We start from the raw sequence: 24,879 nt of genomic DNA, 5'->3' as shown, positions 1-24,879 counted from the left end.
TGCGTCAAACCAAACCACTCTACGCACTGACGATGCGTTTGACAACTGCCGGGAGCCGTTTCATCCCTTCCGTCCCCGCCCAGGAGCCGACCCCAGCCAGCAGGGCATTATGAACCAGGTAAAAAGCTGCATGGTACGCCAGCGTACCCAGCACGATTTCCACGATGACAAACCGCTTCAACGTGGAGGATTCGATCACGTATACCCGAAATTCACGCGAGAATGCGTTGCTTTTAACTTGAGACAGCCATGCCTTCATCGGTCACCTCCACGGTTTATTTTCAGCGTATGGCAGCACCGACTTGTCTTATGCAAAAATTATACATACAAAAAGTAACCAAGTGTGCTATAGTGAGTTTATAATTCAACCAAGCGAGGTACATACGATGAGTGATTTGGAGAACATTATCAAAAACCGCAGGTCTGCCGTTATTTTCGAAGAAGGCGTCGACATCCCCGAATCGGAATTCCATGAGATGTTTGCTTTGAACAAATTCGCGCCTTCGGCCTTTAACCTGCAGCACACCCATTATCTCGTGCTGACGGACCCGGCACAGATCGAAAAAGTCCATGAAGCTTCCCAGCAGTACAAAGTAAAAACGGCTTCTGCCGTCATCGTCGTACTCGGCGATATCAACGCTCACCATCACATCCGCACGATCAACGAAGGTTTGCTGAATCTTGGCGCTATGACGCCGTTTCAATACGAGCAGGAATCACAAAGCGTCACCGAATTTTACGAAGCCCGCGGCAGATTTTTCCAACGCGAGGATGCCATCCGCAATGCCAGCCTGTCTGCCATGCAGTTCATGCTGATTGCCCAGGATCGAGGCTGGGACACTTGTCCAATGATCGGTTTCGATGCCGAGGAGCTGCAAAAAAGCCTTGAAATTCCCGATCACTATGTGATCTCCCTGGTCATCACGATCGGTAAAAAATCCGAAGCCAAGCAGCGTCCGCGCGGTTACCGCAAACCGATTAACGAGTATGTGAGTTTCAACAAATTAAACGTGGAATAATGAATAACAAACCGAAAACAAACCATGCCAAAAAGCCACGATCATCGTGGCTTTAATACGTTTCATATATAAGCTGCTCCGACAGATGAAATGCTTCGTCAAACTCCGCAAACAGGTACAATTGCCCCGCAGGCGTTTCCCCTGCGTCGAATCCGAGCCGGAAATTTCCGTTTTCTTCGAACGCCACCTCTGCCAAAATCAGTTCGTCAACGTCCTCATCGGGATGCACTGCGCAATGTGTTCCAATTCGCCCTGAATGGCGATGCCGTGCGTGAGTTCAAAAAAAGTGCATGAAATTCATTTTAGTCCATGTTAGTATCCGAGTGGGCTTACATACACACAAGTCCATATACTTTCGGAAAGGGTTGAACCACGCATGTCCATTTCTCTCGAAACGATCTCACGTACCCGAATGGCTTATGTTCGTCAAATCGGACCCTATGGCCCTGCCAACAAACAGGCAATGGAAACCTTAAAAAACTGGGCTCACGTTCAGCATTTGTTAACCGAAGCTTCCGTATTGTTCGGCATTCCGCAAGATGACCCTGCAACAACTCCACCTGAGTCATGTCGATATGACGCGTGCATCGTGATCAGCGACGATTTCGTTTTCTCCGGAAACGATCCCGTAAAGGAAGGAGAATTGGCCGGCGGAGATTATCTCGTATACCGAATCGCGCATACTGCGGAAGCCGTGATGCATGCCTGGACCAGCATTCCCGGTTTGGTTCGGGATCACGGGCATGCGATCGCAGATGGCCCCGTGATGGAACGATATAAAGGGGAACTTCTTCTGCGGCATCAATGCGAGCTTTGCATTCCGGTGCGCAAGGACGCTAACCTTATGTGAACAATTCCCATGTAAACATGAGTCATCGAGGCGCGCGAAGTTGTGGAATTTATCGAAGGCTTCGGTCAGGGGCCTAAATCCGCTTTCCAAGGAAAATGAACATGCGATAACTTCACTTGCCCAATAGATAGTGCAGCCTCTTCTCATCAGAGAAGATCAGGAAGCGTTTCGCAGACCGCACTAAATCAAAAAAAGAGCGGATCATGCAGGCAGGATGGCCTACGTGATCCGCTCTTTGGGTGACAAGCATGCGAGAATTAGTTGTTGAACGCCCAGTTGCCTTTGCGGAATACCGGCTCGATCGTGCCATCCGGCAATTCCCCGTCGATATCCAGTTCTGCGGAACCGATCATAAAGTCCACATGGGTCAGGCTGACGTTGCATTCATGCTTTAACAGCTCTTCGTTGTTCATCGTGGTGCCGTCCTTCATGCAAAACGGATATGCGCTCCCCACCGCAAGATGGCAAGAAGCATTTTCGTCCACGCCGGTATTGTAGAAAATGCGGTTCAGGTTCGAAATCGGGGAATCATGCGGCACAAGCGCCACTTCACCCAGATAACGCGCACCCTCATCGGTGGAAAACAGGTTTCTCAGATGCTCCTCGCCGGATGCGGCGCTGAACGCAACGACCTGTCCATCCTTAAATGTGATCTTGATCTGATCAACCAATTGGCCATTCAAATTCAGCGGCATCGTGCTGCTGACATAACCGTTGACCCCGCTGCGCTTCGGCATGGTGAACACTTCTTCGGTCGGCATGTTGGCGACAAAATAGTGGCCTTCTTTATTCTCGCCGCCTCCGCCATGCCAGATATGCCCGTCGACAAGCTCGATCTTCAGATCGGTGCCTGGCGCGCGATAGTGAAGGCTTTTATAGTTTTTGGCATTCAGGATGGCGTTCATGTCGTTCAGCGTTTTCAGGTGATTTTTCCAATTTTCCACGGCATCGCCGCCGTCGACGCGATTCATTTTGAAAATGGTGTCCCACATGACGCTGATCCGTTCTTCTTCCGGAATGTCGGCAAACACTTTGTTCGCCCACGCTTTCGTCGGCGCTTTGATCAAGCACCAGCTGATTTCGTGGTTGCGCGTGTATTTGGAAAATCCGCGGCGAGCGGTTGCCGCAGCCTTGGTTGCACGCGACACCTTGTCCGAATCGATGCCGTTGTACAGATCCGGATCAGGGACTTTGATCGTCAATGTTGCGCCGCCTTCGGCCGCGAACTTCTCCAGCATCTCCGTTTTCCAGGACGGATAATAATCGAAGCTGTCATCCGAACCGTGGATGAAACGGCTGCGCGTAATGATGTCGTCCTCGAAATCGACTTGCACGTATTTCGCGCCTGCGGCATAAGCCTTCTGTACGATCAGCCGGGTCAGATCCAACGTTTCAATCGGAGCCGTAACGATCAGCACCTGTCCTTTCTGAATGTTGACGCCGACTCGCACGACGAGTTCCGCATATTGTTCCAAAGATTGTTCAAAGCTTTGTTCAAATGTACTCATGATCATTTCACTCCTGATGGTAGTAGTCTGGGCTGCTAAGACACCCAAAAACTGCGTCTATAGAAACCACGCTTCGCTTCTCCGGATTGTTCTGCCTCTCCGTTAACGTGTGTAGGTTTGTTTACAGATTAACCGTTGCGTTTTTCCTGCTCGCGCAGCTCGATGCGCCGAATTTTGCCTGAATTGGTTTTGGGCAGGTCGGCCACGAATTCGACTTTACGCGGATATTTGTAAGGGGCCGTCCATGTCTTCACATGATTTTGCAGCTCTTTCACCAGCTCGGGCGAAGATTGGGAAGCGTCTTTCAGCACAACAAACGCCTTGACCACATGGCCGCGGATTTCGTCCGGACTCGCCACCACGGCACATTCCCTCACGCTCGGGTGTTTCATGAGTGCTTCCTCTACCTCGAACGGCCCAATCGTATATCCTGAGCTGATAATGATGTCGTCGCTGCGGCCCTCGAACCAGAAATAACCCTCTTCATCCACGCTCGCGCGATCCCCGGTTACGAAGTAGTCCCCGCGCAGGTTCGCTTCCTTGCGGCCTTCATCTTTATAATACTCACGGAACAGCGCAGGCATGTCTTTATGTACCGCAATGTCCCCTACCTCTCCGGCTGGCTGCGGATGGCCGTCTTTGTCAATGACCACGACCAGACCTGGCGCAATGGACTGTCCCATGGAGCCAATCCGGACAGGAGCCCCGGAAAGACTGCCGATCACCAGCGTACTTTCGGTTTGTCCATACCCGTCCCGAATCGTCAAGTCGAAATGACGCTGGAAAATTTCGATCACTTCCTGGTTCAGCGGTTCGCCTGCCGATACCGCGCTGCGCAGGCTGGACAAGTCGAAATGTCCAAGGTCATCCGTTTTGGCCATCAGCCGATATTCGGTCGGCGTACAGCAGAGTACGTTGATGCGCTGCTGCTGCATTAACTGCAAGTAACGCTGCGGATGGAATGACCCGCTGTAGATCAGGCCGGTAGCGCCTTTTCCCAAGACGGACAGGAAGGGGCTCCAAATCCACTTTTGCCATCCCGGCGCAGCCGTAGCCCACACGACGTCCGAAGGCTGCACGTCCAGCCAGAGCGTTGACGCAATCCTCAAGTGGGCATATGCCCAGCCATGGCTATGAACGACACCTTTCGGGTTACCTGTCGTTCCGGAAGTATATGCGAGAATCGCGATATCATCACGATGCGTCTCCACGGCAGGCAGCACATCCGGCTGCCCCTGCATCAGCTGCTGAACATGCAGCCAGCCTTCGCCAGGCACAGCTTCGTCTCCTTGCGGTCCGGCAACGATACGGTGTGCGAGCGATGGCAAGTCGGCGTCGATTTTCTCCACTTCCGACGTCGTTTCGTTCCACACGATGACGGCGCGGGCTTCAGAATGGCGGAGACGATATTCCAAATCTTTGGCACGCAGCATTTCCGAAGAAGGAATAATGGCAATGCCAAGCTTCAGGCAAGCAATGTATATAACGTATGCGATGATCCGTCTGGGAACCATGACGAGCACCCGGTCGCCTTTGACGAGACCCAGGCTGCTCAGTCCGGCTGCAAGACGGTTCGCCTGTTTAAGCAGGTCACCATACGTGATCTCTTCCATTTCAGCCTGATCGCTGATCCAGCGAAGGGCAACCCGATCCTGCGGGTGGTTCTCCATCTCCGAGGTCATGTTATAGATTTCCGGCGAAATCCACTGTTGAAAATTCATGGTGAAGCCACTCCTTTGTAATTCCGTGGTATGAATCGGTGTACATTGTTCCATTATACCCTAAATGCTAGGACCTGGTGCCATGAACTGTGCCTAATCCGCAAAAAAATAAACACCGGTCAAATACATGCCTGCATGATCTTACAAATATGGTTTCGAAAAGAATGATATTAAAGCCATGTTAGAGAAATTCATTTGAAAACCATCGTTTCAACATAAAAGAAGCAGCCGTTACAGGCCGCTTCTGATAAATACTCATTCATCTCGCCAAAATCGTTCTAGACGCACGTCATTCTAATTACCATGCATAGTTTCCGATTCCGTCCAATACCGCTTCAATGTCTTGCAGCTCCGGCGTCGTCAGCTCCGGCGCCTGCAAGGCAGCCACGTTCTCTTCGATCTGGGATACACGGCTCGCGCCGATCAAGGCAGACGTGACCCGGTCCCCGCGCAGCACCCAGTTCAATGCAAGCTGCGAAATCGTTTGTTCTCTGCGGGCAGCGATATCCTGAAGCGCTTCGAATTTGGCAATGCGTTCATCCGTGTACGCTTCCGGACGCAGGCTGCCCGACGGGTTTGCTCGTTCCTCTTTCAGTTTGTCCACGTATTTGTTCGTCAGCTGCCCCCGTCCCAGCGGACAGAAGGCAATTGAACCCACGCCCTGCTCGTGCAGCACATCCTGCAGGCCATCCTCGATCCAGCGGTTCAGCATGGAATAATTCGGCTGATGCAGAAGGCATGGCGTTCCCAGACTACGCAGAATGCTTACCGCTTCCTTGGTCTGCTCCGCATTATAGTTGGATAACCCGACATACAGCGCCTTGCCTTGTCTGACGATATGGTCCAATGCAGCCATCGTTTCTTCAAGCGGCGTATTCGGGTCCGGACGATGATGATAGAAGATGTCCACATAATCCAGGCCCATGCGTTTCAAGCTTTGATCAAGGCTCGCAATCAAATTTTTGCGCGACCCCCATTCGCCGTAAGGCCCCTTCCACATATAATAACCAGCCTTCGAAGAGATGAGCAATTCGTCGCGATAAGGCCGCAAATGCTTTTTGAGAATAATGCCGAAATTTTCTTCAGCCGATCCGGGCGGCGGACCATAGTTGTTCGCCAGGTCAAAATGATTGATGCCCAGGTCGAACGCACGCAAAATCATTTCTTCCTGAATATCCAAGGTGCGGTTGCCGCCGAAATTTTGCCATAATCCAAGCGCGATCTGGGGCAATCGGATGCCGCTTCTGCCTGAGCGGGCATATTTCATTTCATCGTATCGTTGTTCATTGGAAATATAAGTCATGAGCATCTCTCTTTTCTTTTCGGAATGGAAGCTACTTTTATCTTAGACATTCCACCCGGGACAACGGTATGGCATCACGCTATATTCATATGGAAAAATGATCGTTAAAGTACTATAATACCGATAAATGATAAACATTATATGATAATACATATGTCAAAATGCAAGATCACTCTTTTATAATGGAGCGTGCAGCCTTGATTACGTACATGTTTCGAAACGATCAATTTCAGGATCTCCAGCTGCTCCATTACGGAACAGAACCTTGTACTCCCCGCCATCACTTCGGTCCGGCGATGAGAGATTATTATAAAATCCATTACATCCTGGGCGGCAAAGGGATCTTCAGAGTCAACGGACAAACCCATGAGCTGCGCAAAGGACAAGGGTTCCTCATCGTGCCTCACTCGGTCGTTTATTATGAAGCCGATGCCGACGATCCATGGGAGTACAGCTGGGTTGCTTTCGAAGGAAACACCTGCGAAATGCTGCTCAGTCAAGCGGGGCTCTCCGAGCATCAGCCCGTGTTCAGCCTGGAGCATGATGAAGAAATGCGCTCCTGCCTGCATCGGATCGTGCACGCCCGCGACACCCGAAAAGGCTGGGAAATCGGCATGCTTGGTTTGCTCTACCAATTGTTCTCCATCTTGGCCGCGTCTTCCGAACAACGCCATGAGAGCAAGATAGAACCTTTTACGAAAGACGCTTACGTCACGCAGGTCATCGATTTCATTGAAACGAATTATGCCAATGCCGTTACCGTGCAATCCATCGCTTCCCAAGTCGGCCTGCAGCGAAGTTATTTGTGCTCCTTGTTCAAGGAGCGAATGGGCAGCAGCATCCAGTCTTACCTCGTCCACTATCGCATGCGCCGGGCGGCGGAATTGCTTTTGGATCAAGGATTCACGATCGGCGATATCGCACGTTCCGTCGGTTACAACGATCAGCTGCTTTTTTCGAAAATGTTCAAAAAAGTGATGGGCAGCGCCCCTTCGCGCTACCGTGAACTAAAAAGCAGCACCTTCCCCCAACGAAACGGTTGACGGGGAGGTGCTGCTTTGATGAATAGTTGAAAGATTACATGGACACGCCCACGACATGTACCCGAATTTCGTTTACGTGCAGCCCGGTGAAGTCCTGAACCTGCTCGCAGACATTTTGCTGCAGCTTCCGGCATACCTCGTGCATTTTGCAACCGTAAGCGACAACGACGCGCAGATGGATGGAGACGCCGGATTCATCCATTTTAATGTCGATTCCCTTTTGCAGGCCTTTGCCCAGAACGCTCTTGGCGATGCCTTCCGACAAACCGGCCGACATCGATGCGATGCCAACCGTCGTTTGTGCGGCCATGGCCGCTATTTTCGATACGACGTCATTCGTGACATGGATCGTACCCGCCTTTAAAGGTTGTGTTTCCTGTGCCGCCAGTCCATTCGTATTCTCTTCTTCGCTAAGGATCGATTGCGTTAATTCGTTCATGATTATCCACTCCATTTCTGCGTTTAGGCATTTTCCCATTTGTCTTTAAAGAATAATTGATAGATGCGAACCAGAATAATTTTGAAAGTCATGTAGACCGGGATGATGATGAGAATGGCGATGATGCCCCCCAGATCCCCGGCGCCCAGCACCAGAATAATGGTTGTCAGCGGGTGAATGTCCAGTTTCTTGCCAAATACATAAGGTGCAACCAGATTATCTTGAATCTGCTGAGCGACCAAAATAATGATAAGCGACCAGATCGCCACTGAAGGCGACTGGATGAGACCGATGATGACGATCGGTATCGCCGACACAATCGCCCCGATGAACGGAACGAAGTTCATGATCACCGCGATGACGGTCAACAATAACGCATACGGCAAACCGATGAACAGAAACCCGACATACATCAGCACGCCAAGAGCCAGATTCACGATCACTCGGCCCACAATGAAGCCGCTTAGAGCCTGATCGATTTCCAATACCACTTCGCGGCTGTCCTTCTGGAACCGTTTCGGCACGATATGAACCAGCTTGCGCCCGAATTTCTCCCCCTGCTTCAGCATGTAGAACAGAATGATCGGGAACGTAAACAAAATAATCGCAAAACTCGAAATGAGCGAGATCGCACTGGAAACATAATCGGTGACGAAGTTGAATCCCTTGTTTACATATTCGGTAATCTGGGACAACGGATTGGAGCTTTCAGGGAACAGGGTTGTAAATATCCCGCTCTGCTCCAGTTCCTTTAATTGTGCGCTCAACGCATTAATCATGTTAGGCGCGTTGTCCACGAGATTTTTCAGCTGATCCCTTAAGGACGGCCATAATCCAACGATGAACAAGGCCAGAATGGCTGCGGAGACCAGATAGATCAGCAGGATGCTGACGGTACGGTTGATCTTTTTCTTCTCCATATAATTCACCAGCGGCCGCAGCAAATAATAGAAGAATACCGACAGCATCATCGGAATTGTAATGACCGTCACCATGGTGACGAGTGGCTGAAAAATAAAGCTCACCCGTGACAACAGGTAGATGTTGATGAGCACCAGGGCAAGTCCGATGCTGATACGAACGAATGAATTTCCTTTAAACAAACATTTCCCCTCCAGCTATCCTTTTTATGGTTATCGGCCAATGCGTTTCTTTTCTGTATGGCCTTCCTATATAAACAGCAACAGTAATCACACTAGGCCACTGCAAGTGCAGCACCATCTTCCGATCGCTGTTATCCCCGGATTTTTTTCCAATCCCTTTTTTAAAGGGGAAATCCGGTGATAAGCCTATGCTTCCGATGCAGCTTTCTTTCAGAAAGCTTTTAGGCGAACGCTTCGCTTCTCCAGATTGGTTCTGCCTCTCCGTTAACGTGTGGATGTTTTTTGCGGTTTATATATCTATCCTTTTTACCTATCCCATTCGGGTCACTTGTCTTCTACGTTTGAACGTCCGTCTGGTCTCTCTTTTTTTTGTGTCAATATTGAAATATCCTATTTTCACACCACAGTCTCTCCATTTCGTTCGAATTCACCTTCATTTTTTCTTGATTCTACTACTTTTTTTATATGTATTTGGATGAAGCGGCATCATGATCAACATATCCGGAACTCCCCAATAATTGTAACATAATCCACTAGCAAATTCCTTTTCCCCAAACCGATCCCCATCGCCCATTCAAAGGCAAACCAAAAAGGCGCCACTTCTGCCTCGGCGTGGAGCCATGACATGATGGGCGCCTTTTATGTTTTTCTTTACCAACTGCATTTGCCCCGACGGGTTCAAACCAGTTTGGTGTACATGTTTCTCAAATAACGCCAGCGCACAACCGCAAAGTACGCGAGCTGCATGGACGCAAACACCAGGAAAATGCGCAGGCTGTGTCCCAGCACCGAGAAATCGACCAGCTGCTGCAGCGCCACAAAGGCGACGGAACTATGGAACACAGCAACCAGTAATGGCAGGAAAAACATCAATACGAGCTGACTGGTCACAATCTTTCGCAATTCGGGACGGCTCAGCCCCATCTTTCCGACCATACGATACTGCTGCTCGTCCCGATCCAGGTCTGCATACAACCGGAAGTAAGTAAAGCTGGCCGCAAAGGTGAAAAACACGATGCCAACCAGGCTGCTAAGTATGAGAATGATCCCGTTCGTTTGCTTCGAATGAAGCCAATCCAACACGAGCGAGGTCGGATAGAAGTACCCCTCGGAAGTTGGCGTGTTCTGGATTTGCTCCAGCAATTCTGCTGCAAAGCTGCGTGTACGCATCCAGTCCTTGACCACGAATTGCGTGATGGTCACCCCGTTATATTCGCTGGAATCGCCGCCAATATAAATGGGGAACAACCTGTCGTATAACTTATCCGAAATGACATAGATGGACGAATTGCCCTCAAACGGCAGCACGATCTCCGTGCCGGGCAGCGTTAACGTTACTTTTTGCCAAATGTCCTCCACATTGAATTCAAGCGTTTCGCCCGTAAAGCTGTTCTCACCAGCCCGAATTTTTTTCCGCTGCTGCAAGCTGCCTGGCGTCAAAAATGCCTCTTGTTCCCCCAACTGCCTTTCCCCGTACCCAAGCGCGGAAGATAATCGGTTATAATCCTCAAGTTTGATAAAGATCTCCCCATCATACGTGTACATAGGGACATAGCTTCCCTTTTGATAAGAAAGTTCATGATCCACCAGCGCTTCCTCTACCATCCGGATATGTTTCGCTTCCGCCGCGGGATCGCCGGCCGCCTCATAACTGAATCCATATGGATTGGTCATGGCCGACAGTCCCGGATCCGCCAAAGCCAGCATCGTACCAATCCCCGTAAATGAAGACGCCGAAATCACGGTCACCATAAAAAACATGACTGCATTATCCTTCATGCGGTAGGTCAGTTCTGATAGAAAGAGCAGGTTCGTTTTGCGAAAAAACAGGCCCGGACGTCTTTTCAACGCACGAATCACATATACGCTGAGCTGCGTAAAGAGCAGATACGTACCGACAATTACGGCCACCACGCTGCCCAGCAGCAGTGGGAAGGAAGGATTGTCCCATACGAAAACAAATACCCCCGCATAACCGGCTAGGATGGCCATTAGGGATAGTGATGCTAACCAAGGCGATGCTTTTGGCTCCGGTTTCGGTTTTTCTTCCGATTTGACAAGGTCGATCAACGTCCCCTTACGGATCAACAACGAAGAGGACAGCGCAATCACCGCAAACAAAACAAGGAAGGCAAATGCGGTGAGCAGAATGGCCTTGCCTGGAAAATAAAAGGGCAGACCGTTCTCCACGGCCAGCATGGAGCCGCAAATGAGCAGAATCAACTTGGAAAAGATCACACCCAAACCGATGCCCGCCACCGTAGCCGCTGCCCCGATGCACATGTTCTCCAAAAACAGCAACCGATTCATCTGCCTTTTGGTCATGCCCAGAATCAGAAAAATTCCAAAATCCTTTTTGCGCGTTTTCAGAAACGAGCCGACCGAATATAACAAAAACAGAAACGAGAACACAAAGATGACGATCTCCGCTACGATCATTCCCTGATTCGCCAGCATCGTTACCGTGCTGTTCGAACCTTGCAATCCGCTTTTCAAGTCCGGATGAAACAACAAAAGCGCGTAGGTAAAAAAAATCATGACGGAAAACGTGCTGCTGAGAAAATGAGCGAGATAGATGCGCTTGTTCCGAACGACGTTGTTAATGGCGAACTGGCGAAAATTCATGTCCCGTTCCCCCCATCAAAGACAACACATTGATGATTCGCTGGTAGAACGCAGGCCGGTTGTCCCCGTAATGAATTTCGTTGTACAGCTGCCCGTCCTTGATGAACACGACCCGGCTGCAGTAACTCGCGGCCACCGCATCATGCGTAACCAGCAGCATCGTGGCCCGGTCCTCGCGGTTCCGGCGTTCCAGCATCTCCATCACGTCGCGGGCGGCCTTCGAATCGAGGTTTCCGGTAGGTTCGTCCGCAAGAATCAGTTTGGGCCCGTGAATCAGCGCACGCGCGATCGCCGTCCGTTGGGCTTGCCCGCCCGATATTTCGAAAGTACGCTTATCGAGAATGTCCGCAATTCCCAGCTTGTCAGCCAACCTCGCCGCACGTTCGTTCATTTCTTGGACGGATACTCCGTCCAGCGTGAGCGGCAATACGATGTTTTCCTTCACCGTGAGCGTATTGAGCAAGTTGAACGATTGAAATACAAATCCCAATTCCCTGCGCCGGAACAAGGCAAGTTCATCGGCATGCAGCGCAAACGGATCACGTCCTCCAATGTTCAGTTCGCCCGAGGTCGGACGGTCGATCGTCGAGATCATGTTCAGAAGCGTCGTTTTGCCGCTGCCGGACGGCCCCATAATGCCTACGAACTCACCCTCCTGAATGCTCAGATCGATTCCGGATAACGCTTCGTGAGATACGATGCCTTTATAAATTTTGCTGATTTGCTTGACCGAGCAAATTTCCATGATTTAGAACCCCTTTCTTTCCAAAAATCGGCTTGACTCAAACCGCCGTTTTATCGAAACGCAGTTTTCTTTGCTGATCCCAGTCTATCGAAGTTTCCGCTATTCTCCTATGGATTAACCTTTCACGATCATGACATTGTTGTAAGGTTGCCACAAAAGAAAAACGTCCGCGCCTTGTATAGGCACTGACGTCTTTTTGGACAGCGTGTTTCCTAACCGCTTTAACTTTCAAAACGAATCCGTACCAATGTACCTTCTCCCCGGACGGATTCCAGCTCCACCGAATGATTCATGCGGGTCAGCACTTCCTTGACGATGTACAATCCCATGCCGGTAGATTCCTTGAAGTGCCGGCCGTTCTCCCCTGTGAAAAAAGGTTGAAACACCCGGTTCAGGTCCGATTTCGGAATGCCCACGCCCCGATCCTGCACCTCCAAAATCATGGCATGCTCCGCCCGGTAAGCTCGCAGCTTTATTTTCTGTTCGCTGCCTGCGGAGTATTTAATGGCATTGGACAACAATTGGACCAGAACGAAGCGCAGCCATTTGGCATCAGACTGTACGACCAGATCGTCTTCGATCTGCATGTCGGGATAAACATGGCTGCGAATAAAAAAACGCTTCAGTTCATGAACAGCGTCTTCGCCCACCGCCTTCAGCCGTACGGGTTCGACGCTGAAATCCTGTTCGAACGTCTCCAAACGCGCGACATACAATACGTTCTCCAATCCTCGCCGGAGTTGGTCGGCTTCCTCGCGAATGCTTGCAAGCCGCAGATCGTCATCCTCCTGACCCTCCACGGTCAACTCGATGACGGACAGCGGTGTTTTCATCTGATGCACCCATTGGTTCATGAACGTCAAATATTCTTGCTGTCTTTGCTCCATCCCGTGCAGCCTTGCATGGTAATGGCCGTATTGGGAGTCCATCAGTCGGTCCAATGCCTGCGTCAACGGGGCGGTTTCGTTTAGAGAGACGAATTCCTGCAAGGAAGTCATCGGTCTGGACATGCGCCGATAAAACTGGCGATGCGATAAATAACGATAGCACAGATAGCCCGCATACAGAAACAAACCCAGAAAAGCCGCATATGCAGCGGTAAGCCAGTGATCATACCCGTCATACCAGAATACGGCGATGACGGCGAGCAATATGGCAAAGATCCAAACCGTCAACGCGATATGTTCCCGGATGAACAGCCTCATGGTTCCTGAACCGCTTTCCAATGGTTGATTAACCGATAACCGGAACCCCTTACCGTTTCCAGCGCGTCCGAAATGCCAAGCTCTGCCAAGCGTTTGCGAACACGCGTAACGTTAACGCTAAGCGTATTGTCGTCCACAAAGGAATCGTCCCACAGCTTCTCCAAAATCGTCTCCCGGCTCACCAGTTTGGGACTGCGGCGCAACAGCGTCTCCAGCAAAATCGTTTCTTTTTTCGTGAGCTGGACTTTGGCGTCGCCCCATTGAATCTCCATGCTTTCAAGGTACAATTTCAGACCGTCCAGTTCCACGGTGCGTTCTTCATGCCTTGCCGCGTAGTCGCCGTAGACCCTCCGCAGCTGGCTGCGGATTTTGGCCATGACGATCTCATGCTCGAAAGGTTTGGTGATATAATCGTCAGCTCCGTTTTCGAGCGCCATGACCTGGTCCATTTTGCCGCTACGCGCCGAAATAAAAAGGATCGGACATGTGGAAACCGTGCGGATCTGCCGACACCAGTAAAACCCGTCATAGCTTGGCAAATTGATATCGAGCAGCACAAGATGGGGCTGCAGTTGCTCAAACTGCTGCAATATTCCTTCGAAATCCAGCGCCTTTACGGCCCTGTCCCCGTATCGTTCAATATGCGAACATAACAAACCCGCAATTTTGGGATCATCTTCGATAACCATTATGGTATACATCAAGCAGTACCACCTTTAACTTATATCATCTATATAGGTTGAACCAGAAATTTACACAAAAACGGAGGGGGCAGAAAGAATCTGCAGAAGCGGAGCTAAAAGCTTTCTGTAAGAAAGCTCCATCGAAAGCATACGCTTCGTGTTTATCACCGGATTTTCCCTTTGAAAAAGGGGATCAAAAAAATCTGGGGATAATAGCGATCGGAAGATGTTTCGCAATCCACTCCAGCACAAATCATATCACAACTGTCCCATCTGGCAACCTAACAGCGCAAATAAATAAGCGAAGGAGCCCCTGTGCGCATAACAAAAAGGGCCGAACAAGCCCCCCCATGCACGCGGAAAGCTGCCCGGCACGAATGCCTTCGTTCCATATCCTCATCGGATTTCCTCAAATGTTACATCAACGTGCTTCCACCTGTTTGCGCCAGTTCGTAATGTCTTTATTCAACTGGGTCAGATCGCCGGAAGCCTGCCTTTCGTCCGACAGGCCCGCCTTCCGTTTCAATGCCAAAATGCGATAGACGCTTTCGTCGATGCGGGATTCGTCGAGCTTGCCTTTCTTTACCGCATCGATCAGCGTATCAAAAATCGTCTTTGCGCTTTCGTAACTGTGGGCGACGAGCAAAATATCGCTGCCTGCACGAACAGTTGCCAGGGCGGCTTCATCCAGCTTGAAGTTTTTGGCGATGGCTCCCATGCTGAGATCATCCGTGATGACGACGCCTTGATAATTGAATTTGCCGCGCAGATGTTCGCCGATAATGACGTTAGAGAGCGATGCCGGGTACTTGGAATCAAGCTTCGGAAATAAAATATGGGCCACCATGACCGCCTCGGCGTTCTCCTTGATCGCCGCTTCAAAAGGAATCCACTCCAGCTTTGCCAATTGCTGCTCCGTTTTGTTTACCACAGGCAGCTCCAAATGGGAATCGACCGACGTATCCCCGTGACCGGGAAAATGCTTCACGACCGGAATGATGCCTTCGCTGCGCAGCCCCTTCATCTCGGCCACGCCCAGACGGGACACCAGCTCAGCCGTGCTGCCGAATGAACGGTCGCCAATGACCGGGTTATTCGGGTTGCTGTTTACGTCCAGCACCGGGGCAAAATCGAGATTGAATCCGGCAAGCTTCACCTGCCTTGCCAGCAGCGTGCCCATCTCTTCTGCAAGGCCTGCGTCCTTGGTTTTGCCCACCTTTCCATTGGAAGGAATCGACTTCACTTCATCGGGCATGCGGCTTACCTTGCCGCCTTCCTGGTCTACACCCATCAGAATGGGAACAGGATTGGAACGGTTCGCTTCTTTAATGGATTGCACGAACTTCGCTGTTCCATCCAGCGTTGTCACGTTGTTCGCATATAAAATAATGCCGCCAACCTTTTGGTCGGCAATCATGCGGCGAGCCTGGTCATCCAGCACAGTGCCTTGAACGCCGGCGAGGATCATTTGCCCCACTTTTTCCTCCAGGGTCATCTGATCCAACTGCTCCTGAACGGGATCATGGTTCTCCTGGGATGGCGTCGTGCCTTCCTCTGGGTCGTTCCCGGGCGAGTTCCCCGCTTCCGGTTGGGAGCCGCTCCCGGCAGATCCGGCTTGGCCGCTGCTGTTCCCGGTTCCTTCCTGGCCTGTACCGGCATCGGGACTGGCCGAAGGATTGGGTTGCCCGGATTGTCCGCAAGCTGCCAGCATAATCATCGTGCCCAGCAGCAGGAATAGAACGAAACCCCTGTATCTCTGTCTCGTGCGGTGGTTCTGCTCATGTGGCTTCATATTCAATGTATGTTTGCCTCCTTGTGCGTATCGTGAAGCGAATCAAAGGTTCAGGCCTACCATATCATATGTATCCGTTTTTTCAAAACCAATCTCCCTTGTTCCACCTGACCAACACGTTGCATAGGTGTAACGGTCTGGCAGACATTCACGTTATTCGAAGCGCGGGAACCGATCCCTGGCGGAATGTGGGCAAGAGCGTGCGCGAGAGCTTGGTTTTCTATTATGAATTTTTCATATATTGAAATTATCATTATAGTCTCGTAAAATAGCCGCCAATACGGCGGCTGTACGTTGGTTTTCCTTTAATTCCATCGTAATCCTTCATCCGGGTTAAATTATATCTTCGGAATATACTGGCTTCGAACCCGCAGCAATTTTCCCGACGAGGGAGAAAGCACATCCGGATCCGTGCCCAGGCCGAAGTAGAAATCACCGTCATATTCCTCGAACGATTTGGCGTACGTGTCCTGTTTAAAACGCAGCACCTCGTTCCATGTGCCCAAATCGGTCGTTTGGTATACCCGGTTGATATATGAGTTGGCGCTTAACCGCGTATATGTCAAAACGTACACTTTGCCGTCGCGAGCGAGCACATCCGTCGGCAAAGCTTTTGCATCAGGCAGCGCAACCCTTCGGGCCTGATGGATATCCGTCATAACGTTCAACGATTTGGGCAGCAGTTGATGGTCGTTGAATACGCTGCCAATAATGTAGACCAGTTTGCCGTTGAAATTGACCTTTTTGCCGATTTTGTTATACGGAACTGTCCCTTGCTGGTACGTCAGCCCAGGGAGCAGGTTTTTCCCGTACACCACCACTTCTTTCTTTTCCAGCTTTGCGTTGATTTCCAGAATGTTTGTTTTGTCGCCCCATATTTTGTTGTCCGGATACAACATGGCGGAAGCATACAACTTGCCGTTGATTTCGAACAGCGAATAGGCACGCATTCCGAGCGCATTCATCGTTGCAAACACCTGCCAACTTTCGCCCATGTCGTGGGAAACAAGCACTGTCGGTTTACGATCCGTACCGATGGCGGCAAATAATTTTCCTTGATACCATGCCATGTCATATACATGAATGCCCGAAGGCAAATTGCGGTATTTCGTCCAAACGTCCCCGTCCAATCGATAGAAATTGCCTAATGACCATTCTTCCCCGTCCGAATCATTTCCCGGAATATACAGTTTGCCGTCAAGCACTTTGAATATGTCAATCTGCTCTTCGTCGACTGTCTTTTTGGGCGCAGACTTCAGGGACGGGTTGCTGCTTTTTACCGATTGGGTCGTAAACGACGAACCTGCGGCATCATAGTAGATGATGGGAATGGGCCCCGCATTCGGAGATGGACCAGTGTTGCTGCTGTTCCCAAAGCCCAAATAAATTTTCCCGTTGTACAGCTGCATATCCCAAACGTTGTTGGCATAAGGCGCTTTGTTGAACGGTTTGCCCAGAAATTCGATTTTGGAAGTCACGTCGGACGAAGGCCCCGGAATGCTGGATACCTTTGCCTTAGCCATTACCTGCTCTCCCTGCGGCGGCAGTTCCTGCGGTACATGTGATTTCGTCTGAAATTTCCCTGCCGCCAACCATCCCAAGCCTGCGGCAATGGTCAACATGAACGCAATCCACTTGCTATTGCTCTGCATGTCCACTTCCTCCTTCTTGCGTATTCTCATTGATTCCGAGCTATAAACGATACATTTTGTATCCTTTTATACTATGTGAAACCGTACATGCTTGCAACAAAGTCCGCCCACGATGCGCAAAAAAGAGGCAAACTATCCGCTGCCGCCGATAGCTTTGCCTCTTGTAACGATTGCAATATACGTGATACCCGCCTACTTGATAGACAGCTGTACCGCGTCATTCCCGTCTTGCAAGGACATTACTCTGCTTTTACGAGAATCTTAACCTGGTTTTTCTCTTTCAAAAGCGCTTCGAACCCTTCGCTCACGACTTCATCCAAAGAAATCCGTTTGGTAACGAGCTTCTCGGCAGGGAAGAACCCTTTATCCATCAGGCTGATGACGGCCGGGAACACGTCGCGATAACCGATGATGCCGTTTACGGTACGTTCTTTCATGACGATGGAATTCGGCATGATCGGCGCTTCCTTTTCGAAAATGCTAACAATCATCAATTCGCCGCCAATGCGGGTGGAGTTAATCGCCTGCTGCAGAACAGGAGGAACGCCTGTAACCTCATAAGCTACGTTGACGCCGCCATTCGTCCGTTGATGAATCTCATCCACCACGTCGAACTTGGTTGGATCGATGACGATTGCGCCAAGCTCTTCTGCCTTCGCTTTGCGCTCTTCAGACAGCTCGACCACATAGATCTCGGAAGCGCCAGATGCTTTCAATGCCTCGATGACGAGCAAACCGATCGGACCTGCGCCAAACACGGCTGCGGTGTCTCCTACTTTCAGTTTGCTTTGGCGTACTGCGTGCAGCGCCACGGCTGAAGGCTCAACCAGGGCACCCTGTTCGTACGAAATGGAGTCGGGAATCGGATGGACCATGTTTTCCCATGCCGTCACATATTCGGAGAAACCCCCGCCGCCGCCGGCAAGACCCAGGAAGCCCATCTCATCGCACAGATTGTATCGTCCTTGTTTGCAGGCTTCACAGTGTCCGCAAGCATAGATCGGCTCAACGACCACGCGATCGCCTGCCTTGAAGCGGGTAACGCCTTCGCCAACCTCCACCACTTGACCGGAAAACTCATGGCCCATAACGATCGGTGCTTTCTCCCCTGTTAGCGGATGCGGATCCTGCGCGGGAATGAAAATCGGCCCGGCTGTATATTCGTGCAAATCACTGCCGCAAATCCCGCACCATTCTACTTTTATTTTAACCTTTCCCTTGACAGGGCGGGGTTCTTCAATGTTTTCGAGACGCAAATCTTTAACTCCATGCCAACGAAGTGCTTTCATTTCTTTCATCTCCCAGATGATTTGATTTAAATTAATTCCGGAAACGTTTCCGTAGTTAAATATGTCACACTTTAGATAACATGTCAAACTTAAATTTCCTTTTATTTAATTAAAAGTTGAACCATTCTCGCGATGAACTCCATGTGAAATAAAGCACTTTCATTGAAGCCTATTCATTTTCCCCACAGCTGCAATATTTATGCGGATACATTCGCGCGGCAAGTGTTATAATCTATATATATCCATCGTTCCATATATTACTTCGAACCAAAAATCGGAATCGTTTCCGGTGAAATGAGGTCAGATTTTAACGTGAGCAAAGAACATAAAGTGACAATCAAGGATGTGGCCGAGCGGGCTGGCGTAGGCATCGCCACCGTCTCCCGCGCCATCAACAACTCGAAGGGCATCAGCAGCAAAACGAGGGAACGAATCATGCTCGCGATTGAAGAACTCGGTTTTATTCCCAATACGTCCGCGCAAAGCCTGAAAATTCGCCAAACCAACCAAATCGCGCTCGTTGTGCCCGATATACGCAATGCCATTATTCCGGAAATTTCGTGGTCGGTCGAGCAGACCGCCAAACAGCATGGTTACCATGTGGTACAGATTAACACCGCCGGCAATGCACGCACGGAGCTGGAAACGATCCGTCATATTAAAAAACTGCATGTCGACGGGCTGATCATGATGCCCCTGGCCTACCCCAAAACATTGCCGTCCCTGATCAACAAAGCGCCATTACCCATATCCCTGATCAATTACGGCAAAAAACTGGAACAGGGCATTCATGCGGATATCGTCTCCCTTTCCCAACCTGAAGGCAAACTGATCATGGACCATCTGATCAAAATCGGCCGGACCCGCATCGCTTATGCCGGCGCTCCCAAAGACATTATCGAGGAACGTTATCGGGCGTACGAGCAAGCATTGGGGAATGTCGACATCTCGCTGGTTTACTTCGGGGAGGATTTTTCATTGCAGACCGGCGCAAATGCGGCGGACTATTTTTACGGCCTGACCCGTATGCCGGACGCCGTCTATGCCATCAATGACATGGTGGCCATCGGCCTGGTCAACCGTTTCAAGGAATTGGGCATTCGCGTTCCGGAGGATGTAGCCGTCGTTGGCGTGGATAACAACCAATGGACCACGGTCAGCTCGCCGAAGATCAGTTCCGTGTCGATCATGGGCGAAGAAGTGGCCAGGCTGGCAACGGAATTGCTCCTTAAACGCATTCGGGACATGAGCTCCAGCGACTACGAACGGATTCAGTTCGAGCCCAGGCTTATCGTACGCGAGTCAAGCGTCAGCATGACACGTTCGACGCTGAGGGAATAGGGCGATGAAGGCATGAAGCGTTCATGCTGCCCTTCCCGGCAAAACGCCGGTCATCACGCAAACAAGGTGCTCCCGACGCGGGTCAACCCGTCGAAGAACACCTTGTTTGTCGTTCTCTCTACTTTGAAATGCTATGCCTTACGGCGTTTCCTTGGCCCCCTGCCAACTCGTTTGAAAAGCAGCAATTGCCTTCGTACCTATGTAATGATTGAAAACTTGAGCTCTACCCGGTCTGTGTCTGTGATCGTCGTGCAATCGGCATTGCTCCAACGTTCTGCTGTGATCTAAAAGAAATACCAAACCAGTTTGAACAAAGCTGCCGTAACGAGTATGGCCACCAGTACCTGAACGATGGCACGAACCTTGGCATACAAAGCATCCTGTTTGGATTGGTCGGTCATTCTCAAGGTTGCCTCAATCACGACAAGCGCCAGCACGCCCAGCGTGACCAGCCCAAAAGTGACCATGCCCGTATTGCCCAACGTCGTGGAAAGCACGCCTACCAAGTAAAATGCAATCAACATGATTCGGTTAAGTACCAGCCGCATGTTCCCCCTCCTTATCTGCATTCAACGTTATTCGGGAAAGATACACGTCTATGCCTTTCATACGTTTGAATATACATAAAGTTTCATAAAGTTACAGATTAAGGGTAAGAGAGTCAGCGGCGTTCACCCTGTTCCAGTTCCCGGCTTATGCACATTTCCATTTTGGAACGAAGATCGCTATAACGGTCAATCATGAAATGATTTATGCCCAAATCAAATCCAATCCGGCCCATAATGGAATCATCTTCATGCGGCGTGCTCCATGCAAACAACTGCTGGTACAGATCTTCCATCGATTCCTGTAGCTTTTGTGCATGCCGAAGCGGATGATCCGGAGCCTCCATTGTGAATTGCAACAAATCATGAAGCACCTGATATCGGTGCACTGCCGAAAATTGGGCAGAATCGCTCCTGTTTGCACAGGGTGCAGACGCCGGATGATCTGAAGCCGTGTTCGTTTCGCTTAGCCGCAGCTCGGCGATCAATTCACGAACACTCAATCCTGTCAATGGCATCGCCATATATGCCCACCAGTGACTGCCTGTTCCGTTCTGGCACAAATCCCAGCCAGGCTCCAACAACAGACGTTTAAGCACCTCTTTCTGGGAGGGGCCGTACAGGGCAATTCCCAGAACCAATCCTGCATTGCAGTCGGTCGATGCACGATTCCCCCACTCGACAAGTCGGGGAACCATATCCGCCGCAGGAGCCCATTTCACGCACAATGCAGGCAAAAATTCCGAGAAAATCGCCTGCCCGACCACTTGTTCCACCGCCTCTTCCAGCCGGTGGTGTTGCTCTTCGCAAGGCAAATGCAGCAAAGCAAGGCACGCATCTTTCGACAGGTACCAATCCCCTTCAAGTACGCAATCTACCAGGTAATTCGTATCCAGGGGATATTCCATATAACCAAGAACATGCAGAAGCTCCGACGGCATCTCCGGTTTCAATCTTCCGTGTTCGAAAGCGAATCGGTACAATTGTTCCGCCAAATCCCGGTCACCACATCGCATCACTGGTCCAAGCAGCGCGGTATAACGATAATCCTCGGGCCGCTCCATAAAAACTCGCAGCAATGCGGCAGCGTCCGACCGATCCCCGTAATTTGAAATCACTTTGCAATGGGCGTCAATGATCGCCGCATCAGGGGCTGTGTTTGATTTCAATCGCTCAAGCAGCTTGCTCGTCGTTTGGATCATCGCTCTCCACCTTCCAGCACGGACAGCGCCATATCGATGCTCTGCCGAATAAACGTCTGATCCGGTCCGGATTTCATCATGATCGTCAGACCAATCATCGAAACGACGAGCGATTGAGCCACGGCATGTGCATCCAGCGTACCGGATAGTTCCCCCATTTCCTGCCCCCTCGCGATCGCTTCTTTAAAAATGGCGGCAAGATACATCTGATGCTCACGCGTAAGCACGGCAAACCTCGGATTATGCGGAGCCAGTTCAACCATCGTATTAATGCAAAAACAACCTCTATTTATCCCCGTTTCTTCCTCAGCAGTCCCGATGCTTTCGAACAAGGTGCGGAACGAAGCTCGAACGGAGGACTCCTGCTGCAGCTTGGCTTTGATTCGGGATGCATGCAGGGCGTTATATCTGCGCAGCGTGCTTTCGAACAGTTCTTTTTTGTCCCCGAAAGCCGCATAGAGGCTGGGACGCTGAATGCCCATGCTGCTGGTCAAATCGCTCAGCGATGCAGCTTCGAATCCTTTTTCCCAAAACACATGCATGGCCGCATCCAACGCTTTTTCGGTATCAAACTCGCGTGTTCTAACCATTGACAACCCACCTTTTATTACCGTTCAGTATAATTCATATTTTAAAAATTTTGACGTTCACCGTCAAGTCTTTACCATCCATTTTTGATGATTAGAACTGGTCACCTAGATTTTTATTGACATTATATCCGATCATGCCTTATCGTTTTATCCAGCTTTATTATGTATCGATCGGTACATTATAAGGTGAATCCTTACTATATTCACATCCAGAAGGGAGCTTGATCATGAGCAATTCGGTGCGACAAGTTCGTATTTCCAGGGAAACCCCTGCTGCTTTGCCCGGATACGTCGTTCTTTTGTTAGCCCTCTGCAGCGGCCTTTCCGTCGCAAACATTTATTATGCCCAGCCGCTGCTGGACTCCATTGCCAGCGACTTTCATGTCTCGGCTTCCGCGATCGGTATCGTCGTTACCGTAACCCAGGTTTGTTATGCTGCAGGTCTGCTGCTGCTGGTACCGCTCGGCGACTTGGTTGACAAGCGCACACTGATTGCCGTTCAAATGGGCATATCGGCTCTGGCCCTGGTGTGGGTTTCGGCTTCTACGTCCATAACCGCCATGCTCATCGGCATCGCCGCGGTCGGCACACTTGCCGTCGCTGCACAAACGATGGTTGCTGCCGCAGCGACGCTTAGCCCGGAAGCCAAACGCGGACGCACGGTAGGTTTGGTGACCAGCGGCATCGTCATCGGCATATTGCTGGCACGCACCGTTGCCGGGACGTTGAACGACTGGCTGTGCTGGCGGTCCGTTTACCTTTTTTCCGCAGGTTTCACGATTGTATGCGGCATCGCTTTGTTTGTCTTGCTCCCAAAACACAAGCTCCCCAAGTCAAAGCTGAGTTATGTGCAGACGGTTCGTTCCGTATTCCGGCTGTATCGCGAACTGCCGGTGCTGCGCGTGCGTTCTCTGCTCGCCATGCTTATTTTTGCGTGTTTCAGCATTCTGTGGACTTCGATGGTTTTGCCTTTGAGCACGGCACCGCTGTCTTTATCCTATACGGCCATCGGCGCCTTCGGCCTCGCCGGTGCTGCCGGAGCTTTCGCCGCGGCTCAGGCCGGCAAACTGGCGGACGCCGGATACGGCCAGCGCGTCACGCTGATCGCGGTGCTCATTCTTCTGGCCTCTTGGCTGCCAATAGGTCTGCTGTATCACTCCATTGGCTACCTCATTGTCGGCGTCGTGCTCCTGGACCTCGCCGTACAAGCCATTCACGTGACGAACCAGAGCCTGATCTACAAGGAGCGCCCCGAAGCCCAAAGCCGCCTCACTGCCGCATACATGGTGTTTTATTCCATCGGCAGCGCCACAGGCTCCATCGCCTCTACGCAAATGTACGCATGGGCAGGATGGAGCGGGGTTAGTTGGCTTGGCGCTTCCGTAAGCGGCCTAGCCTTGTTCGTATGGGGTTATGAGCGCACACGCCAACGAAAATAGTAACACGGCTCTGCATTCTCCATCACGCGATGTCATACCTGCTTCTCAAGTTTGTTCCACACCACGATAAACCGTGTTGCGAGCGGGCCGCACAGCCGCGAGATCAGAAACCGGTTCAGCCCGCTTCGGTTTTTGCCTTGTGCGAGCCCTGCATTAATCAAAGCTAACGTACCCCAACCGACGAAATATTCATTTTCCATAGGTTAGCCTCCGTTTCAATCATTTGACGTAATATACCATTCACTTTCCAAAACGTTTTTCAGCCGGGCATTTCGGCTTTTCAGAAAGGCATGCATGTATTTCCGAAGGACCAATCGCTCGGCGATCATACCCAGAACGCCTAAAGGCGCCTCAAATATTAGCGTATCCCTCATGCAGGTGGCCTGATTATCCCGTTGTTCAAACGAGTGCACATGGCGCATGCTCTTAAAGGCCCCTTTCTCCATTTGGTCCACGAATAGAAAAGGCCGGTCAAATTCTACAATGCGCGAAGTCAGCCGCTGCCGGATGCCGAAGTGGGTTGCTTCAAACGTGACGCTCTCCCCTGCGCCGATCAGGCCTGTGGTCACTCCTGCGACTGCTCGTTCCCGCGTATGTTTCCAGACCGTTCGGGTATGCAAGTCAATGTTTCTGGCCGCGTCAAAACAACGCTCCATCGGAGCATGGATCATCGTTTCTGTCTGGACTTCAATCATCGGAACAACTCCCTCCACCGGTTCCATTTCCTGGTTTCTCCTAGTATAGTGCTTGCCCTGAAGCAAACACAATGAACCCCAGGCACGCAA

24 protein-coding genes are annotated in these 24,879 nt (G+C 50.8%); 5 read left to right on the top strand and 19 right to left on the bottom strand.

What is annotated here, in order from left to right; translation table 11 throughout:
- Window positions 1-19 precede the first annotated feature (19 nt).
- Window positions 20-259, bottom strand: a complete 240-nt coding sequence (locus MKY59_RS12380; RefSeq protein ID WP_236419567.1) for a hypothetical protein — start codon at window positions 257-259, stop codon at window positions 20-22.
- 127 nt (window positions 260-386) lie between these two features.
- Here MKY59_RS12380 and MKY59_RS12375 point away from each other — a divergent pair, with 127 nt between their 5' ends.
- Window positions 387-1,019: a nitroreductase family protein gene (locus MKY59_RS12375; protein ID WP_339277851.1), complete on the top strand. Its 633-nt coding sequence runs from the start codon at window positions 387-389 to the stop codon at window positions 1,017-1,019.
- A 52-nt stretch (window positions 1,020-1,071) separates the two neighbouring features.
- On the opposite strand, the gene MKY59_RS12370 is transcribed toward MKY59_RS12375, so the two are convergent.
- On the bottom strand, window positions 1,072-1,248 hold the full coding sequence (locus MKY59_RS12370; protein WP_339277850.1) for a hypothetical protein: 177 nt from the start codon (window positions 1,246-1,248) through the stop codon (window positions 1,072-1,074).
- Window positions 1,249-1,395: 147 nt separating this feature from the next.
- Here MKY59_RS12370 and MKY59_RS12365 point away from each other — a divergent pair, with 147 nt between their 5' ends.
- Window positions 1,396-1,869 carry a GyrI-like domain-containing protein gene (locus tag MKY59_RS12365; protein ID WP_339277849.1) on the top strand — a complete coding sequence of 158 codons (474 nt, stop codon included), beginning with the start codon at window positions 1,396-1,398 and terminating at the stop codon, window positions 1,867-1,869.
- Between the two features lie 257 nt (window positions 1,870-2,126).
- Here the strand turns inward: MKY59_RS12365 and MKY59_RS12360 are convergent, their stop codons facing one another.
- From MKY59_RS12360 to MKY59_RS12350, 3 genes are all read right to left on the bottom strand, one after another.
- Window positions 2,127-3,377, bottom strand: a complete 1,251-nt coding sequence (locus MKY59_RS12360) for an aminopeptidase (protein ID WP_339277848.1) — start codon at window positions 3,375-3,377, stop codon at window positions 2,127-2,129.
- 128 nt (window positions 3,378-3,505) lie between these two features.
- A complete protein-coding gene (locus tag MKY59_RS12355; protein ID WP_339277847.1) occupies window positions 3,506-5,098 on the bottom strand; it encodes an AMP-binding protein in 1,593 nt (530 codons plus the stop codon).
- A 298-nt stretch (window positions 5,099-5,396) separates the two neighbouring features.
- Window positions 5,397-6,401, bottom strand: coding sequence for an aldo/keto reductase (locus MKY59_RS12350; RefSeq protein ID WP_339277846.1), 1,005 nt, complete (start codon window positions 6,399-6,401; stop codon window positions 5,397-5,399).
- A 161-nt stretch (window positions 6,402-6,562) separates the two neighbouring features.
- Between MKY59_RS12350 and MKY59_RS12345 the strand changes: the two genes are divergently transcribed.
- Entirely contained in the window at window positions 6,563-7,444 is an 882-nt protein-coding gene (locus tag MKY59_RS12345; RefSeq protein ID WP_339277845.1) for an AraC family transcriptional regulator, read from the top strand.
- Window positions 7,445-7,478: 34 nt separating this feature from the next.
- Here the strand turns inward: MKY59_RS12345 and MKY59_RS12340 are convergent, their stop codons facing one another.
- The 9 genes from MKY59_RS12340 to MKY59_RS12300 all read right to left on the bottom strand — a co-directional run bounded on the left by MKY59_RS12340 (window position 7,479) and on the right by MKY59_RS12300 (window position 18,977).
- Window positions 7,479-7,883, bottom strand: a complete 405-nt coding sequence (locus MKY59_RS12340; RefSeq protein ID WP_236419553.1) for an Asp23/Gls24 family envelope stress response protein — start codon at window positions 7,881-7,883, stop codon at window positions 7,479-7,481.
- Between the two features lie 23 nt (window positions 7,884-7,906).
- A complete protein-coding gene (locus MKY59_RS12335) occupies window positions 7,907-8,986 on the bottom strand; it encodes an AI-2E family transporter (RefSeq protein ID WP_339277843.1) in 1,080 nt (359 codons plus the stop codon).
- Window positions 8,987-9,664: 678 nt separating this feature from the next.
- The gene (locus MKY59_RS12330) at window positions 9,665-11,611 is read right to left on the bottom strand and encodes an ABC transporter permease (protein ID WP_339277841.1); all 1,947 of its coding nucleotides are present in this window, start codon (window positions 11,609-11,611) and stop codon (window positions 9,665-9,667) included.
- Window positions 11,586-12,356, bottom strand: coding sequence for an ABC transporter ATP-binding protein (locus MKY59_RS12325; RefSeq protein WP_339277839.1), 771 nt, complete (start codon window positions 12,354-12,356; stop codon window positions 11,586-11,588). The genes MKY59_RS12330 and MKY59_RS12325 overlap by 26 nt, the downstream gene beginning before the upstream one ends.
- Window positions 12,357-12,577: 221 nt before the next feature.
- The gene (locus tag MKY59_RS12320) at window positions 12,578-13,561 is read right to left on the bottom strand and encodes a sensor histidine kinase (RefSeq protein ID WP_339277838.1); all 984 of its coding nucleotides are present in this window, start codon (window positions 13,559-13,561) and stop codon (window positions 12,578-12,580) included.
- Window positions 13,558-14,262: a response regulator transcription factor gene (locus MKY59_RS12315; protein ID WP_339277836.1), complete on the bottom strand. Its 705-nt coding sequence runs from the start codon at window positions 14,260-14,262 to the stop codon at window positions 13,558-13,560. Before MKY59_RS12315 ends, MKY59_RS12320 begins: the two co-directional genes overlap by 4 nt.
- Window positions 14,263-14,665: 403 nt before the next feature.
- Window positions 14,666-16,036 carry a beta-N-acetylhexosaminidase gene (nagZ, locus tag MKY59_RS12310; protein ID WP_339278378.1) on the bottom strand — a complete coding sequence of 457 codons (1,371 nt, stop codon included), beginning with the start codon at window positions 16,034-16,036 and terminating at the stop codon, window positions 14,666-14,668.
- A 338-nt stretch (window positions 16,037-16,374) separates the two neighbouring features.
- Window positions 16,375-17,688, bottom strand: coding sequence for a hypothetical protein (locus MKY59_RS12305; protein WP_339277835.1), 1,314 nt, complete (start codon window positions 17,686-17,688; stop codon window positions 16,375-16,377).
- 239 nt (window positions 17,689-17,927) lie between these two features.
- A complete protein-coding gene (locus MKY59_RS12300) occupies window positions 17,928-18,977 on the bottom strand; it encodes a 2,3-butanediol dehydrogenase (protein WP_236419539.1) in 1,050 nt (349 codons plus the stop codon).
- A 312-nt stretch (window positions 18,978-19,289) separates the two neighbouring features.
- Here MKY59_RS12300 and MKY59_RS12295 point away from each other — a divergent pair, with 312 nt between their 5' ends.
- The gene (locus MKY59_RS12295; protein ID WP_236419537.1) at window positions 19,290-20,318 is read left to right on the top strand and encodes a LacI family DNA-binding transcriptional regulator; all 1,029 of its coding nucleotides are present in this window, start codon (window positions 19,290-19,292) and stop codon (window positions 20,316-20,318) included.
- A gap of 284 nt (window positions 20,319-20,602) precedes the next feature.
- On the opposite strand, the gene MKY59_RS12290 is transcribed toward MKY59_RS12295, so the two are convergent.
- The 3 genes from MKY59_RS12290 to MKY59_RS12280 form a co-directional block, all read right to left on the bottom strand.
- The gene (locus MKY59_RS12290) at window positions 20,603-20,866 is read right to left on the bottom strand and encodes a hypothetical protein (RefSeq protein ID WP_236419535.1); all 264 of its coding nucleotides are present in this window, start codon (window positions 20,864-20,866) and stop codon (window positions 20,603-20,605) included.
- A 113-nt stretch (window positions 20,867-20,979) separates the two neighbouring features.
- Window positions 20,980-22,065, bottom strand: a complete 1,086-nt coding sequence (locus tag MKY59_RS12285) for a hypothetical protein (protein ID WP_339277834.1) — start codon at window positions 22,063-22,065, stop codon at window positions 20,980-20,982.
- Window positions 22,062-22,655, bottom strand: coding sequence for a TetR/AcrR family transcriptional regulator (locus MKY59_RS12280; protein ID WP_339277832.1), 594 nt, complete (start codon window positions 22,653-22,655; stop codon window positions 22,062-22,064). Before MKY59_RS12280 ends, MKY59_RS12285 begins: the two co-directional genes overlap by 4 nt.
- 227 nt (window positions 22,656-22,882) lie before the next feature.
- Here MKY59_RS12280 and MKY59_RS12275 point away from each other — a divergent pair, with 227 nt between their 5' ends.
- Window positions 22,883-24,094 (top strand): MFS transporter, encoded by a 1,212-nt coding sequence (locus MKY59_RS12275; RefSeq protein ID WP_339277831.1) that lies wholly within the window; start codon window positions 22,883-22,885, stop codon window positions 24,092-24,094.
- Between the two features lie 32 nt (window positions 24,095-24,126).
- On the opposite strand, the gene MKY59_RS12270 is transcribed toward MKY59_RS12275, so the two are convergent.
- Together MKY59_RS12270 and MKY59_RS12265 are read right to left on the bottom strand one after the other, a co-directional pair.
- The gene (locus tag MKY59_RS12270; protein ID WP_236419527.1) at window positions 24,127-24,294 is read right to left on the bottom strand and encodes a hypothetical protein; all 168 of its coding nucleotides are present in this window, start codon (window positions 24,292-24,294) and stop codon (window positions 24,127-24,129) included.
- A gap of 15 nt (window positions 24,295-24,309) precedes the next feature.
- Window positions 24,310-24,789 (bottom strand): SRPBCC family protein, encoded by a 480-nt coding sequence (locus MKY59_RS12265; RefSeq protein ID WP_339278377.1) that lies wholly within the window; start codon window positions 24,787-24,789, stop codon window positions 24,310-24,312.
- Window positions 24,790-24,879: the final 90 nt, after the last annotated feature.

Origin of the sequence: Paenibacillus sp. FSL W8-0426 (genome assembly GCF_037969725.1) — a bacterium.
GTDB classification, from domain to species: domain Bacteria; phylum Bacillota; class Bacilli; order Paenibacillales; family Paenibacillaceae; genus Paenibacillus; species Paenibacillus hubeiensis.
The sequence above is the reverse complement of the archived record's forward strand: the minus strand, read 5'-3'. Positions and strand labels throughout refer to the sequence as shown.